The organism is Streptomyces sp. WMMB 714, assembly GCF_900090125.1.
GTDB classification, from domain to species: domain Bacteria; phylum Actinomycetota; class Actinomycetes; order Streptomycetales; family Streptomycetaceae; genus Streptomyces; species Streptomyces daqingensis.
In genome coordinates, this window is the sequence record NZ_FMHJ01000007.1 from 160,532 (window position 1) to 173,074 (window position 12,543).

Sequence of the window (12,543 nt, forward strand, 5' to 3'; positions counted from 1 at the left end):
CCTGCCCGCGGTGAGGATGACCCGCCCCCTGGGCCTTCGGCCCGGGAGGTACCCCCAGACTGGAGACCACGTGAGCAAGCCCGTAGTACTGATCGCCGAAGAGCTTTCGCCCGCCACCGTCGACGCTCTCGGACCGGACTTCGAGATCCGCAGCTGCAACGGAGCCGACCGGGACGAACTCCTCACCGCCATCGCCGACGTCGACGCGATCCTCGTGCGCTCCGCCACGAAGGTCGACGCGGAGGCCGTCGCCGCGGCCCGCAAGCTCAAGGTGGTGGCCCGGGCGGGCGTCGGGCTCGACAACGTCGACGTACCCGCCGCCACGAAGGCCGGCGTCATGGTCGTCAACGCGCCCACGTCCAACATCGTCACCGCCGCCGAGCTCGCCTGCGGCCTCCTGATCGCCAGCGCGCGGAACATCCCGCAGGCCAACTCGGCCCTGAAGAACGGGGAGTGGAAGCGGAGCAAGTACACGGGCGTGGAGCTGAGCGAGAAGACGCTCGGCGTCGTGGGCCTCGGCCGCATCGGCGTGCTGGTCGCGCAGCGGATGTCCGCGTTCGGGATGAAGGTCGTCGCGTACGACCCGTTCGTGCAGCCCGCCCGCGCCGCGCAGATGGGCGTGAAGCTGCTCTCCCTGGACGAGCTGCTCGCGACCTCCGACTTCATCACCGTCCACCTCCCCAAGACGCCCGAGACCCTCGGCCTGATCGGCGACGACGCCCTGCACAAGGTCAAGCCGGGCGTGCGCGTCATCAACGCGGCTCGCGGCGGCATCGTCGACGAGGCGGCGCTGGCCTCCGCGCTGAAGGAGGGGCGCGTGGCGGGCGCGGGCCTGGACGTCTACGCCAGCGAGCCGTGCACCGACTCCCCGCTCTTCGAGTTCGACCAGGTCGTGTGCACGCCGCACCTGGGCGCCTCCACCGGCGAGGCCCAGGAGAAGGCGGGCATCGCCGTCGCCAAGTCCGTGCGGCTCGCTCTGGCGGGCGAGCTCGTGCCGGACGCCGTCAACGTCCAGGGCGGCGTCATCGCCGAGGACGTGCGCCCCGCGCTGCCGCTGGCCGAGGGCCTCGGCCGGATCTTCACCGCCCTCGCGGGAGAGGTCGCGGTGCGCCTGGACGTCGAGGTGTACGGCGAGATCACGCAGCACGACGTGAAGGTCCTCGAACTCTCCGCGCTCAAGGGCGTCTTCGAGGACGTCGTCGACGACACGGTCAGCTACGTCAACGCGCCGCTCTTCGCGCAGGAACGCGGCGTCGAGGTCCGGCTCACCACGTCCAGCGAATCGCCCGAGCACCGCAACGTGGTGACCGTGCGGGGCACGCTCAGCAGCGGCGAGGAGGTCTCGGTCTCCGGCACCCTGGCCGGGCCCAAGCACCTGCAGAAGATCGTCGCCGTCGGCGAGCACGACGTGGACCTGGCGCTCGCGGAGCACATGGCCTTCTTCCGCTACGCCGACCGCCCCGGCGTCGTCGGCACCGTCGGACGCATCCTCGGCGAGGCCGGCATCAACATCGCCGGCATGCAGGTCGGCCGCGCCACGGCGGGCGGTGACGCGCTGGTCGCGCTGACCGTCGACGACAACATCCCCGCCCCCGTGCTCGCGGAGATCAAGGGCGAGATCGGTGCGACGTCCGCCCGCAGCGTGGACCTCACCGACTGACCGGCACAGCCCGACGCGCGTCTGCTCCGGCAGCCGCGTCCGCTCCGGCAGCGGAGTGCCCGGACCGCCCACCGCGGTCCGGGCACAGCCCGTTCCCGCCCGCCGCCGGCCCGTCGTAACCCCGCACGGCAAGCCAGAGAGAGGAACCGCGGTGCCCGTCGAACGTCCCGTGCCGCCCCTCACGGGCGGAGAGCGCGAGAGCCTCCGCGTCTACCTCGACTTCCACCGGGCGACGCTCGAGTGGAAGTGCGAAGGGCTCACGGACGAGGAGCTGCGCCGCCGGTCGATGCCGCCCTCGTCGCTGTCGCTGCTCGGCCTGGTCCGGCACATGGCGGAGGTCGAGCGGGCCTGGTTCCGGCGGACGATCAACGGCGAGGACATCCCTCTCCTCTGGTCGGAGGAGGGCGACTTCCAGCAGGCGTACGACGCGAGCGGCTCCACGCGCGCCGAGGCGTTCGGCGCCTGGCGGACCGAGGTCGAGCACGCCCGCCGCATCGAACGGGAGGCCGCGTCGCTCGACGTGACCGCGCACCAGCCGAGGTGGGGCAAGGACGTCTCGCTGCGGATTGTCATGCTCCACCTCATCCACGAGTACGCCCGGCACAACGGCCACGCGGACTTCCTGCGCGAGGGCATCGACGGCACCGTCGGAGCCTGAGGGGACAGCGGCCCGTCCGCCCGGGCCGCTGGGCGGGTGGTCCCGCCCGGGCGCGCGGGCGGGGCGGCTCAGTCCTCCGGCGGCGTCCACACGTACGGCGTCATCGTCGTGACGGCGTGGAAGCCCAGTCGCGTCAGTACCGGGCGGCTGTCGGCGGAGGCCTCCACGTGCAGGTACGGCACGCCGCGCTCGGCCGCCGCCTTCGCCCGGAGGGCGACGAGGCTCCTGTAGATGCCCCGGCCCCGCCAGCCGGGCAGAGTCGTACCGCCGCGCAGGCCCGCGTGACCGGTCTCAACGCTGAGGAACATCCACGCGGTGCAGACGACCCGGCCGGCGGCCTCCGCCGTCAGTACGACGGTCTCCTCCGGTGCGGCCGCCGTCCGCCCGGTCAGCACGCCGGCCAGCCAGCTCAGGTCGCCGCCCCAGACCTCGGACTGCATCTCCGCGATCCGGCGCATGTCCCGCTCACCGGTGACCCGGCGCACCACGACCCCTTCCGGAAGGTCCGGTTCCTGCGGGGTCCCGGAGGTGCGGGCGAGGAGGACCGTCCGCCGCCGCTCGGGCGTGAACCCGGCGGCCAGCAGACGTCCGGGCAGTTCGGGCGGCTCGTCGTGCTCGTGGGTGCGCCACTCCACGGCCTCGCCGCGCTCCGCGAACCGGTCGCGCTGCCGGGCGATGAGGCGGTCCAGCGCGGCACCGCGCACACCCGTGTCGCGGGGCGGGAAGACGAAGCCGCGGAACTGGCCGACCGAACGGACCACGGGGCCGTCGCGCTCGTACACGACGCCGGGCAGCTGCTCCGGGGGCCCGCCGCGGATCCGCTCGTCGTAGACCGCCCGCAACGCTCCGCCGGTGTCCGTCATGGTGGCGAAACTACGCACCGGCCCCGTCGCGTGCCCCTGGGTTTCAGCTCCGCCCGACGTCCGCCGTGCGCGTGCCCACCGCGGCGGACGGCCCGCACGCCGCGCGGACCGGTGACCGCGGACGGGTCCGGAACGCGGTCGCGGCGGCGGGCCGTCCGATCGCGGGGCAGAGCGGGGCGGGTGTCAGCAGTTGTTGCTCACGACGTCCCGCCAGGTCTGGCTGCTTCCGGCGTACTCGGTCCCGTTGAACGAGGCGTTGACCCGCTCGGAGTCGGCCTTGCCCCAGGAGGCCTCTCCGTCGCCGTTGGCGTCGACGCCGAGCTCGAAGTGGAGGTGGGGGTGGTCGTTCGACCCTGCGCCCGTCCGCCCGACGGCGCCGATCTGCTGGCCCTGGGCGACGGTGTCGCCTACGTTGACGGCCCGGGACTCCATGTGGATGTAGGTGGTGTGGTAGCCGCCGCCGTGGTTGATCTGGACGACGTTGCCGGCGTTGTCGTGCCAGAAGGACATGTTGACGGTGCCGGCCTCCGCCGCCAGCAGCGGGGCGCCCTCGGTGCCGTGCTGGTCCGGTTCGCGGACCATGTCCAGCGCGGGGTTGTGGCCCCACGTGTCGAGCCGCCAGGAGTCACCGCAGGTGAAGGGGAGCTGGAAGTTCGTCGCCTGCGGCTCCGCGGCGGACGCCGCCACCGGCGCCACCGCCCCCGCTACCAGGACCATGCCCAGCAGGATGCCGGTTCGCTTCTTCATGAAAGCCTCTCCGTCGAGTGTTGTCGTGGACACAACATTTCTGGTCGCGGCAGCGTACCCGTGACGGGCGCTTCGCACAGGGCCTCCGCTCAGCCCGTGCCCGAAGCGGACGAGCGCGCCCCCTTACAGCCGCGCCGCTTTCAGCGCCATGTGCAGCAGCAGTCGCGACGCGCCGTCGTCGAGGTCGAGGGCCGTGAGCGCTTCGATGCGCGCGAGCCGGTAGTAGAGCGTCTGCCGGTGGATGCCGAGCACCGAGGCGGTACGGCCCGCCTGCCCGGCGTGGTCGAGGAACACCTCGGCCGTACGGGCCAGTTCGGCGTGCGCGGGGCTCAGCAGGGCCTGCACGGAGGGTTCGTCGGCGGCTTCCGGCGCCAGCCCGGTCAGCAGCCGGTACGGGCCTATCGCGTCCCACTCCGCGACGGGCCCCAGCCGCGCCTCCGCCCGGGCCGCGCGCGCGGCGGCGACCGCCTCACGCCACGCGGGCTGCAGCTCGGCGAGGCCCCGGCGCGGGGCGCTCACACCGGCGGCGGCCGGCGGGCGGGGGACGCGGAGCAGCCGGTCGGCCGCGGTACGTGCGGGATCGCTGCCCTGCACGGAGCGCAGCCGCACGACGGCGGCCAGGACGGGCCCGGAGAGCGGGCCGTCGCCATCGGGCCCGGACGGCGCCCCCGCCCGTGACGCCCCTGCCCGAGACGCCGCCCGGCCTTCCGCGTCGCGCGGCCCGGACGGCCCGGCCGCGGCGGGGAGCACGCACCGGGCCATCACATGGGGCGGTACGTGCGCGGCTCCGGGGTCAGGCGCGGCCGTACCGTCCGTACGCCACGGCGCCACCGCCAGCAGCGCCAGCGGGCCGGAGGCGGCCGGCCCCATCAGCTCCCGCAGTTCGGCGGCGGCAGCGGCGCTCTTCTCCCCGCTCCCCGCCGGGCCCTGCCCCTGACCCGGCCCCGCGCCGGATCCCGTGCCGCGGCCCGGCGTCTCGGCGCCGCCGAGCAGCAAGGCCCGCAGCAGCTCGCCTGTGCGCGCCTCCGTGCGGGCCTCCGCCGCCAGCAGCTCGCCTGTGCGCGCGGCCACCGCCATGGCCGGCGCCATCCGCGGGTCGGCCAGGTCGAGCCTGCCGTCGTCGATCAGCCAGATGTAGCCGTGGACGACGCCGCCGTACCGCACGGGCAGGCAGATCCGGCCGTGCACGACGCCCGCCGAGGGCTCCGGGTGGATGCGCACGGGCCCGGTCGCCCTGGCGATGCCGAAGCTCTCGAACCACGCCCGCACCTCGGCGGTCGAGCCGCGTCCGAGGATCGAGCGGGTCCGTACGGGGTCGAGGGCGGGCTCGCCGCCCTCGCCGTGGCTCTCGTGCGCGCCGAAGGCGATCAGCGCGAAGTCGCGGCCCTCGAGGGTGGCGGGGGTGCCGAGCAGGGCGGAGACCTCGTCGATGAGCGCCTGGTAGTCCTCGCGCATGTCCGTCCGCTCCGCTGTTCATCTGCCCGTGCCCCTGGCCCCGCCGTGCCGGCGGCTCGCCCCGTGCGCCGCCTCCCCGCGGGCGGTCCCCCCATTCTCGTACAGATGTCTGAGATCTGGGACACGGATGCGTGACAGCTGTCGATGGCGGCGGCTCGGCGCGATCCTTAGATTCAGGGTGGCTCCGACGCCCCGGCCCGCCGTGCCCTCGGCCCGCCACGGACGCCAGGAGCGTGCACAAGAACGCCAGTGGAGGTGCCCGTGTTCGGACCAGTGCTCCTCGCCGCCTCGCGCAGCGACGGCATCCGCCGTCTCGTCTCGTCGGCGCCGGTCACCCGCCCCGTGGTCGACCGTTTCGTGGCCGGTGAGCAGCTCGCCCCGTGCCTCGACGCCGTGCGGGCGCTGACCGGCCGCGGGCTCCAGGTCACCCTCGACCACCTCGGCGAGGACACCACCGACCGCACGGAGGCGCTCCGCAACCGCGACGCGTACCTCGCCCTCGCCCAGGCCCTCGCCGACGAGGGCCTGGGGCCCCGGGCGGAGATGTCGGTGAAGCTGTCCGCGTTCGGGCAGGCCCTTCCCGGTGGGCACGACATCGCCCTGGCGAACGTCCGGCCCGTCGTCGAGGCCGCCGCCGAGGCGGGGACGACGGTGACGCTGGACATGGAGGCGCACCACACGGTCGACTCCACTCTCGCCGTCCTGGCCGACCTGCGTGCCGGCCACCCGCAGACCGGCGCCGTCCTGCAGTCCTGCCTCCACCGCACCGAGGAGGACGCTCTCGCCCTCAGCGGAGAGGGCTCGCGCGTACGGTTGGTCAAGGGGGCGTACGACGAGCCGGCCGATGTCGCACACCAGAAGAAGGCGGACGTGGACCGTGCGTACGTCCGCTGCCTGAAGATCCTCATGTCCGGCAAGGGCTACCCCATGGTCGGATCGCACGACCCGCGGATGGTCGCCATAGCGCAGGAACTGGCACGGCGGCTCGGACGCAAGCACGACGAGTTCGAGTTCCAGATGCTCTACGGCATCCGGGACGCCGAGCAGCAGCGACTGGCCGACGAGGGCCACCGGGTGCGCGTATACGTCCCCTACGGAACGGACTGGTACGCATACTTCATGCGGCGCCTCGCGGAGCGCCCGGCCAATCTCGGCTTCTTCCTCCGCTCGCTCGCCACCCGCAGCTGACCGGCTGAAAGACAGCACTGACAGTGAAGGAGACACGGCCGCCATGGACGCTGTGACCCAGGTCCCCGCCCCGTACAACGAGCCGGTGCACACCTACGCACCCGGCTCCCCCGAGCGTGCCCGCCTGGAGCGCAAGCTCAAGGAGCTCGCCGAGAACCCCGTCGACCTGCCCATGACGATCGGCGGGCAGAAGCGGATGGGGGGCGGCGAACGCGTCGACGTCGTCCAGCCGCACAACCACGGCAAGGTGATCGGCACCTACGCCGAGGCCACGCGTCAGGACGCGCAGGAGGCGATCGACGCCGCGCTGGCGGCGGCCCCCGCATGGCGTGCGATGTCCTTCGACGACCGTGCCGCGATCATCCTCAAGGCCGCCGAGCTGCTCTCCGGTCCGTGGCGGGAGACGATCGCCGCCTCGACGATGCTGGGGCAGTCCAAGACCGTCCAGCAGGCGGAGATCGACGCGCCCTGCGAGCTGATCGACTTCTGGCGCTTCAACGTGCACTTCGCGCGCGAACTGCTGGAGGAGCAGCCGCCCATCCAGCCGAAGGGCGTGTGGAACCGGCTCGACCACCGTCCGCTGGAGGGCTTCGTCTACGCGATCACCCCCTTCAACTTCACGGCCATCGCCGGCAACCTGCCCACCGCGCCGGCGCTGATGGGCAACGTGGTGGTCTGGAAGCCGTCCCCGACGCAGACGCACTCCGCCGTGCTCCTCATGGAGCTGCTGGAGGAGGCCGGCATGCCCAAGGGCGTGATCAACCTCGTCACGGGCTCCGGCAAGGAGGTCTCCGAGGTCGCGCTGCCCCACCCGGACCTGGCGGGCGTGCACTTCACGGGCTCGACCAGGACCTTCAAGTACCTGTGGAGGACCGTCGGCGAGAACATCGACCGCTACAAGTCCTACCCGCGCATCGTCGGCGAGACGGGCGGCAAGGACTTCATCGTCGCCCACCCGACTGCCGACGCGGCGGTGCTGAAGACGGCCATGGTCCGCGGCGCCTTCGAGTACCAGGGCCAGAAGTGCTCGGCGGCGTCCCGCGCCTACATCCCGCGTTCGCTGTGGGAGGGCGGCCTGAAGGACGAACTCGTCGCGGAGACCGAGGGTCTCGCGATGGGTGACGTCAGCGACCTGTCGAACTTCATCGGCGCCGTCATCGACGACCGTGCGTTCGCCAAGAACAAGGCGGCCATCGACCGCGCGAAGCAGGACCCGAGCTGCGAGATCCTCGTCGGCGGAGAGTACGACGACTCCGTGGGCTGGTTCGTCAAGCCGACGGTCATCGCCTGCACCGACCCCGAGAACGAGGTCTTCTCCGAGGAGTACTTCGGCCCGATCCTCGCCGTCCACGTCTACGAGGACGACACGTGGGAGTCGATGCTGGAGCAGATGGAGTCCGTCGCCGCCTACGCGCTCACGGGCGCCGTCCTCGCGAAGGACCGGGCGGCCCTGGCGGAGGCGAGCGAGAAGCTCCGCTTCGCCGCGGGCAACTTCTACCTCAACGACCGGCCGACCGGCTCCATCGTCGGCCAGCAGCCCTTCGGCGGCGCCCGCGCCTCCGGCACCAACGACAAGGCGGGGTCCAAGTTCAACCTGCTGCGGTGGATGTCGCCGCGCGCCATCAAGGAGACCCAGGTGGCGCCGACCGACTACCGCTACCCGCACATGGGCTGAGCCCTCCGGCCGCGGAGCGTTCCGCGGCCGCGCCCTTCCACGGCGGCCCCGGCGTCCACCTCCCGGCGGGAGGACGCCGGGGCCGCCGCGTCGGCGCCCGGCAGGGCCGTCGCCGACCGCCTGGACGGCCCGCCCGGAGGGTCGCCAACTGCCTGGTACCGTCCGGCACATGCCGATCCGCGCCGTGCTGTGGGACGTCGACGACACCCTCTTCGACTACACCGGCTCGGACCGTGCCGGAGCCCTGCGCCACATCGAGGCGGAGCGGCTCCTCGCGCGCCACCCCTCGCCGGAAGCCGCTCTCGAACGCTGGCGCGAGGTGATGGAGGAGCAGTTCGCACGCTTCGTCAGCGGAGAGCTCGGTTTCCTGGAGCACCGCAGGGAGCGGGCCCGGGCCTTCCTCGGCACGCCCCTCCCCGACGCCGAGGCCGACGCCTGGTTCGGACGGTACGTCTCGCTGTACGAGCAGGCCTGGACGCTCTTCCCCGACGCCGTCCCCGCACTGGACGCGCTCACGCCCCGCTACAGGCACGGGGTGCTCTCCAACTCGTCCGCCGCCGTGCAGGAACGCAAGCTGCGGCACCTGGGCATCCGGGAGCGGATGGAGACGCTGCTGTGCGCGGACGAAATCGGCCACGCCAAGCCCGCTCCCGAGGCGTTCCGCGCCGGCTGCGCGGCGCTCGGCCTTCCGCCGCGGGAAGTCGCCTACGTCGGGGACAGATACGACATCGACGCCTGCGCGGCGAACGAGGCCGGGCTGCACGGCGTCTGGCTCGACCGCACGGGGACGGCCGGCGCCTCGCCCGCCACCGCCGTGATCAGGCGCATCACCGGCCTCGCTGAGCTGCCCTCTCTCCTCGCGCGACTTCCGTAACGGCCTCGTGGCCTGAACCGAGTGGCGTTCGTCTCAGATAGTAGGAAGGCCAACTATTTGGCGAGACAACACTGCCCGCCACCTCTACCTTTGTAGAAGCCGAACGTCTCGCTCATCCAGCGACCGGCGGACGAGGCTGCGGTGCTTCCGCGCAGGCGACCCCTGCTGCACCTCATGCCCCCGCCCCTTCCGGCGTCTATCGACCCCACTCTTCTTCGATCTGTCTGTGCAGAAGGAGTTGCTGATCATGGATGAGACTGCCCGCCGCCGCATGCGGCACGCCGCCCGCACCAAGCGCGACGCCGACCGCAAGAACGCGGCCGCCGCCCTGCAGCGCGCGCTCGACCGTCGCGACAACGGCGGTTCGACCGGCCACTGACGGACACCGGCGGCGGGGCGGCCCGGTTCGACCGCGCCGCCCCGCCGCTGTTCGTCCGCGTCCCGACTGCCTCCCGCCGGCGCGGTGTTGCACCGCACGGCGCCCGCCCACGTGCGGGGACGCGGACACCCGTCCGCGATATGGACGGCACGTGTCATGCTCTGGGACAACCACTAGGGTCGCTGCCATGTCTCGCACCATCAGCCTCGCAGTGATCCCCGGTGACGGAATCGGCCAGGAAGTCGTGGCCCAGGGCCTGAAGGTCCTGACGGCCGTGCTCCCTCAGGACGTGAAGCTCGAGACCAAGCAGTACGACCTGGGCGCCAGGCGATGGCACGCCACGGGCGAGACACTGACGGACGCGGAGCTCGAGCAGCTCAAGCAGCACGACGCGATCCTCCTCGGTGCCATCGGCGACCCCGGTGTGCCCTCCGGGGTGCTGGAGCGCGGGCTCCTCCTCAAGCTGCGCTTCGCGTTCGACCACTACGTCAACCTGCGCCCCTCCAAGCTCTTCCCGAACACGGAGACGCCGCTGGCCGGCCGTCCGGACATCGACTTCGTCGTCGTCCGCGAGGGCACGGAGGGCCCGTACGTCGGCAACGGCGGAAGCATCCGCACCGGCACGCCCGCCGAGGTGGCCAACGAGGTCAGCGTGAACACCGCCTACGGGGTCGAGCGTGTCGTGCGCGACGCCTACGAGCGCGCCCAGGCCCGCCCCCGCAGGAAGCTGACGCTCGTGCACAAGAACAACGTGCTCGTGCACGCGGGCCACCTGTGGAAGAACACCTTCGACAGGGTGGGCCGGGAGTACCCCGAGGTCACCACCGACTACCTGCACGTCGACGCGGCCACGATCTTCCTCGTGAACGACCCCGCACGCTTCGACGTGATCGTCACGGACAACCTCTTCGGCGACATCCTCACCGACCTCGCCGCCGCCGTGAGCGGGGGCATCGGCCTCGCCGCCTCCGGAAACATCAACCCGTCCGGCGAGTACCCCTCCATGTTCGAGCCGGTGCACGGCTCCGCCCCCGACATCGCCGGCACCGGCAAGGCCGACCCCACGGCCACCGTGCTCTCCGTCGCCCTGCTGCTGCGGCACCTCGGCCTGGAGGCGGAGGCCGTCCGTGTCGAGGACGCCGTCGCCGCCGATCTGGCCGGGCGCGCCGCCGCCCGCACGACGGACGAGATCGGCGACGCACTGGCGGTACGAGTAGCCGGCTGAGCCCTGCCGGCACCCGCCCCGGACCGCCGGGGAGGGGCCCCGTCACCTCCGGCGCCGGGAATCCCCGGCCGCCGGCGCTGCGTACGCGCGGAGGTGACAATCGGCCGGGCGGGCGTCGCCCGGCCGCTGTGCTACGCGGGGGTCGGGGTGCCACCATCCATTCAGGGGCCGCCCACCCGACTCACCCTCGGGCCTTCGCGTGATAATCGGACGTGGGGGCCGGCACATCAGGGAAAGCTCGGACGTCCTGGCAACTGGGGGCGAACGGGAGCGCGGTCCGCCACGACACACAGTGAAGGACGCGCTCATCATGACGACGCCTCGTATCGACTTCGACCTCAAGCCCTCCTCGCAGCCGCTGCCAGACGCGGAGCGCGAGGCGGTGCTGAAGAACCCGGGCTTCGGCCGTCATTTCACGGACCACATGGTCACGATCGCGTGGACCGAGGGCCGGGGGTGGCACGACGCACAGCTCCAGCCGTACGCGGCCCTGCAGCTCGACCCGGCCAACATGACCCTGCACTACGCCCAGTCGATCTTCGAAGGGCTGAAGGCCTACCGGCAGCCGGACGGCTCCGTCGCCGCCTTCCGTCCGGACGCCAACGCCCGGCGCTTCCAGCGCAGCGCACGCCGCCTGGCGATGCCGGAGCTGCCGGAGGAGACCTTCATCGAGGCGTGCGAGGTGCTGGTGCGCCAGGACGACGCGTGGGTGCCGGGCAGCGGGGAGGAGTCGCTGTACCTGCGCCCCTTCATGTTCGCCACCGAGGTCGGGCTCGGGGTGCGGCCCGCCAACGAGTACCTGTTCATGCTCATCGCCTCGCCGGCCGGCTCGTACTTCCCCGGCGGCGTCCAGCCCGTCTCCGTCTGGCTCTCGCAGGAGTACGTGCGGGCCTCGCCCGGGGGCACGGGCGAGGCGAAGTGCGCGGGCAACTACGCCGCGTCCCTGGTGGCCCAGGCCGAGGCCGCGAAGCAGGGCTGCGACCAGGTCGTCTGGCTGGACGCCGTCGAGCGCCGCTACATCGAGGAGATGGGCGGCATGAACCTGTACTTCGTGCACGGCTCCGGCGAGGACGCGAAGATCGTCACGCCGTCGCTCACCGGCACGCTGCTGCCCGGCATCACCCGGGACTCGCTGCTCACGCTCGCCGCCGACCTCGGCTACGCGACGGAGGAGACCCGGCTGACCGTGGACGACTGGCGAGAGGGCAACGCCGAAGGCACGATCACGGAGGTCTTCGCCTGCGGCACGGCCGCGGTGATCACCCCCGTCGGCGAGGCGAAGTGCGCGGACGGTGCGTGGAAGGTCGGCGACGGCCAGCCGGGCCCCATCACCATGCAGCTGCGCGAGAAGCTGCTCGCCGTCCAGACGGGGAAGGCCGAGGACGTGCACGGCTGGATGCGGCCGCTGTCCTGACACCCCCGCGGCCCCTGCGCCCGCAGCCCCCGGCCCGTGGTGCGAGGGCGTTCGCGGCCTCAGCCGTGACGAGCGTCACGGGTCTGTGCGGTCCGGCCCCCGCGGTGCGGCCGAGGCCGGCGGGGGTGGGGCGGCCGGAGCGACGGAGCCCGCGGTGCGGGACGATGCGGTGGCGGGCGGCGCCCGCCACCGCTCCCCGGTGACGGCTCCGTCCCGCTTTCCGCATGGTGAGACGCTTTACGTGCCCGAGGCGGGTCTGTGCGAGACTCCCCGACGTGTCCTCGTTCGCCATGATTATCGGCAGCAGGCGCGCCGGTCCTCAGTGACCGACTGCCGCACCCGGACCCCCTGTGCGGCGGCGGCCACCGTGTCCCAGACCCGCGCGCAGACCTCTCGCACCCGCGA

At 72.7% G+C, this 12,543-nt stretch carries 11 protein-coding genes; 8 read left to right on the plus strand and 3 right to left on the minus strand.

The features are described 5' to 3' along the window. Positions 1 to 16: 16 nt before the first annotated feature. Entirely contained in the window at positions 17 to 1,660 is a 1,644-nt protein-coding gene (gene serA, locus H181DRAFT_RS14865; protein ID WP_045865122.1) for a phosphoglycerate dehydrogenase, read from the plus strand. Between the two features lie 151 nt (positions 1,661 to 1,811). After that, the gene (locus tag H181DRAFT_RS14870) at positions 1,812 to 2,318 is read left to right on the plus strand and encodes a DinB family protein (RefSeq protein WP_045864921.1); all 507 of its coding nucleotides are present in this window, start codon (positions 1,812 to 1,814) and stop codon (positions 2,316 to 2,318) included. A gap of 68 nt (positions 2,319 to 2,386) precedes the next feature. Here the strand turns inward: H181DRAFT_RS14870 and H181DRAFT_RS14875 are convergent, their stop codons facing one another. The 3 genes from H181DRAFT_RS14875 to H181DRAFT_RS14885 form a co-directional block, all read right to left on the minus strand. After that, positions 2,387 to 3,181: a GNAT family N-acetyltransferase gene (locus tag H181DRAFT_RS14875; protein ID WP_045864922.1), complete on the minus strand. Its 795-nt coding sequence runs from the start codon at positions 3,179 to 3,181 to the stop codon at positions 2,387 to 2,389. A 183-nt stretch (positions 3,182 to 3,364) separates the two neighbouring features. After that, on the minus strand, positions 3,365 to 3,928 hold the full coding sequence (locus H181DRAFT_RS14880) for a M23 family metallopeptidase (protein WP_052708590.1): 564 nt from the start codon (positions 3,926 to 3,928) through the stop codon (positions 3,365 to 3,367). Between the two features lie 123 nt (positions 3,929 to 4,051). After that, positions 4,052 to 5,383 (minus strand): PucR family transcriptional regulator, encoded by a 1,332-nt coding sequence (locus H181DRAFT_RS14885; protein ID WP_045864923.1) that lies wholly within the window; start codon positions 5,381 to 5,383, stop codon positions 4,052 to 4,054. Between the two features lie 261 nt (positions 5,384 to 5,644). Here H181DRAFT_RS14885 and H181DRAFT_RS14890 point away from each other — a divergent pair, with 261 nt between their 5' ends. The 6 genes from H181DRAFT_RS14890 (at position 5,645) to H181DRAFT_RS14910 (ending at position 12,138) form a co-directional block, all read left to right on the plus strand. Next, on the plus strand, positions 5,645 to 6,571 hold the full coding sequence (locus H181DRAFT_RS14890) for a proline dehydrogenase family protein (RefSeq protein WP_045865124.1): 927 nt from the start codon (positions 5,645 to 5,647) through the stop codon (positions 6,569 to 6,571). Positions 6,572 to 6,614: 43 nt separating this feature from the next. Next, positions 6,615 to 8,246, plus strand: a complete 1,632-nt coding sequence (gene pruA, locus H181DRAFT_RS14895; protein ID WP_045864924.1) for an L-glutamate gamma-semialdehyde dehydrogenase — start codon at positions 6,615 to 6,617, stop codon at positions 8,244 to 8,246. Between the two features lie 169 nt (positions 8,247 to 8,415). Continuing rightward, positions 8,416 to 9,120 (plus strand): HAD family hydrolase, encoded by a 705-nt coding sequence (locus H181DRAFT_RS14900; protein ID WP_045864925.1) that lies wholly within the window; start codon positions 8,416 to 8,418, stop codon positions 9,118 to 9,120. A 247-nt stretch (positions 9,121 to 9,367) separates the two neighbouring features. Next, entirely contained in the window at positions 9,368 to 9,499 is a 132-nt protein-coding gene (locus H181DRAFT_RS30170) for a hypothetical protein (protein WP_268241323.1), read from the plus strand. 187 nt (positions 9,500 to 9,686) lie between these two features. Next, a complete protein-coding gene (locus H181DRAFT_RS14905) occupies positions 9,687 to 10,724 on the plus strand; it encodes a 3-isopropylmalate dehydrogenase (protein WP_045864926.1) in 1,038 nt (345 codons plus the stop codon). A 310-nt stretch (positions 10,725 to 11,034) separates the two neighbouring features. After that, the gene (locus H181DRAFT_RS14910; protein WP_045865125.1) at positions 11,035 to 12,138 is read left to right on the plus strand and encodes a branched-chain amino acid aminotransferase; all 1,104 of its coding nucleotides are present in this window, start codon (positions 11,035 to 11,037) and stop codon (positions 12,136 to 12,138) included. The last annotated feature ends 405 nt before the right edge of the window (positions 12,139 to 12,543 follow it).

Bases quoted from the DNA above. Each gene is read 5' to 3' on its own strand.
- H181DRAFT_RS14910 (WP_045865125.1), top strand. From the start codon at position 11,035: ATGACGACGCCTCGTATCGACTTCGACCTCAAGCCCTCCTCGCAGCCG.
- H181DRAFT_RS14900 (WP_045864925.1), top strand. From the start codon at position 8,416: ATGCCGATCCGCGCCGTGCTGTGGGACGTCGACGACACCCTCTTCGAC.
- pruA (WP_045864924.1), top strand. From the start codon at position 6,615: ATGGACGCTGTGACCCAGGTCCCCGCCCCGTACAACGAGCCGGTGCAC.
- H181DRAFT_RS14905 (WP_045864926.1), top strand. From the start codon at position 9,687: ATGTCTCGCACCATCAGCCTCGCAGTGATCCCCGGTGACGGAATCGGC.
- H181DRAFT_RS14880 (WP_052708590.1), bottom strand. From the start codon at position 3,928: ATGAAGAAGCGAACCGGCATCCTGCTGGGCATGGTCCTGGTAGCGGGG.
- serA (WP_045865122.1), top strand. From the start codon at position 17: ATGACCCGCCCCCTGGGCCTTCGGCCCGGGAGGTACCCCCAGACTGGA.
- H181DRAFT_RS14885 (WP_045864923.1), bottom strand. From the start codon at position 5,383: ATGCGCGAGGACTACCAGGCGCTCATCGACGAGGTCTCCGCCCTGCTC.
- H181DRAFT_RS14875 (WP_045864922.1), bottom strand. From the start codon at position 3,181: ATGACGGACACCGGCGGAGCGTTGCGGGCGGTCTACGACGAGCGGATC.
- H181DRAFT_RS30170 (WP_268241323.1), top strand. From the start codon at position 9,368: ATGGATGAGACTGCCCGCCGCCGCATGCGGCACGCCGCCCGCACCAAG.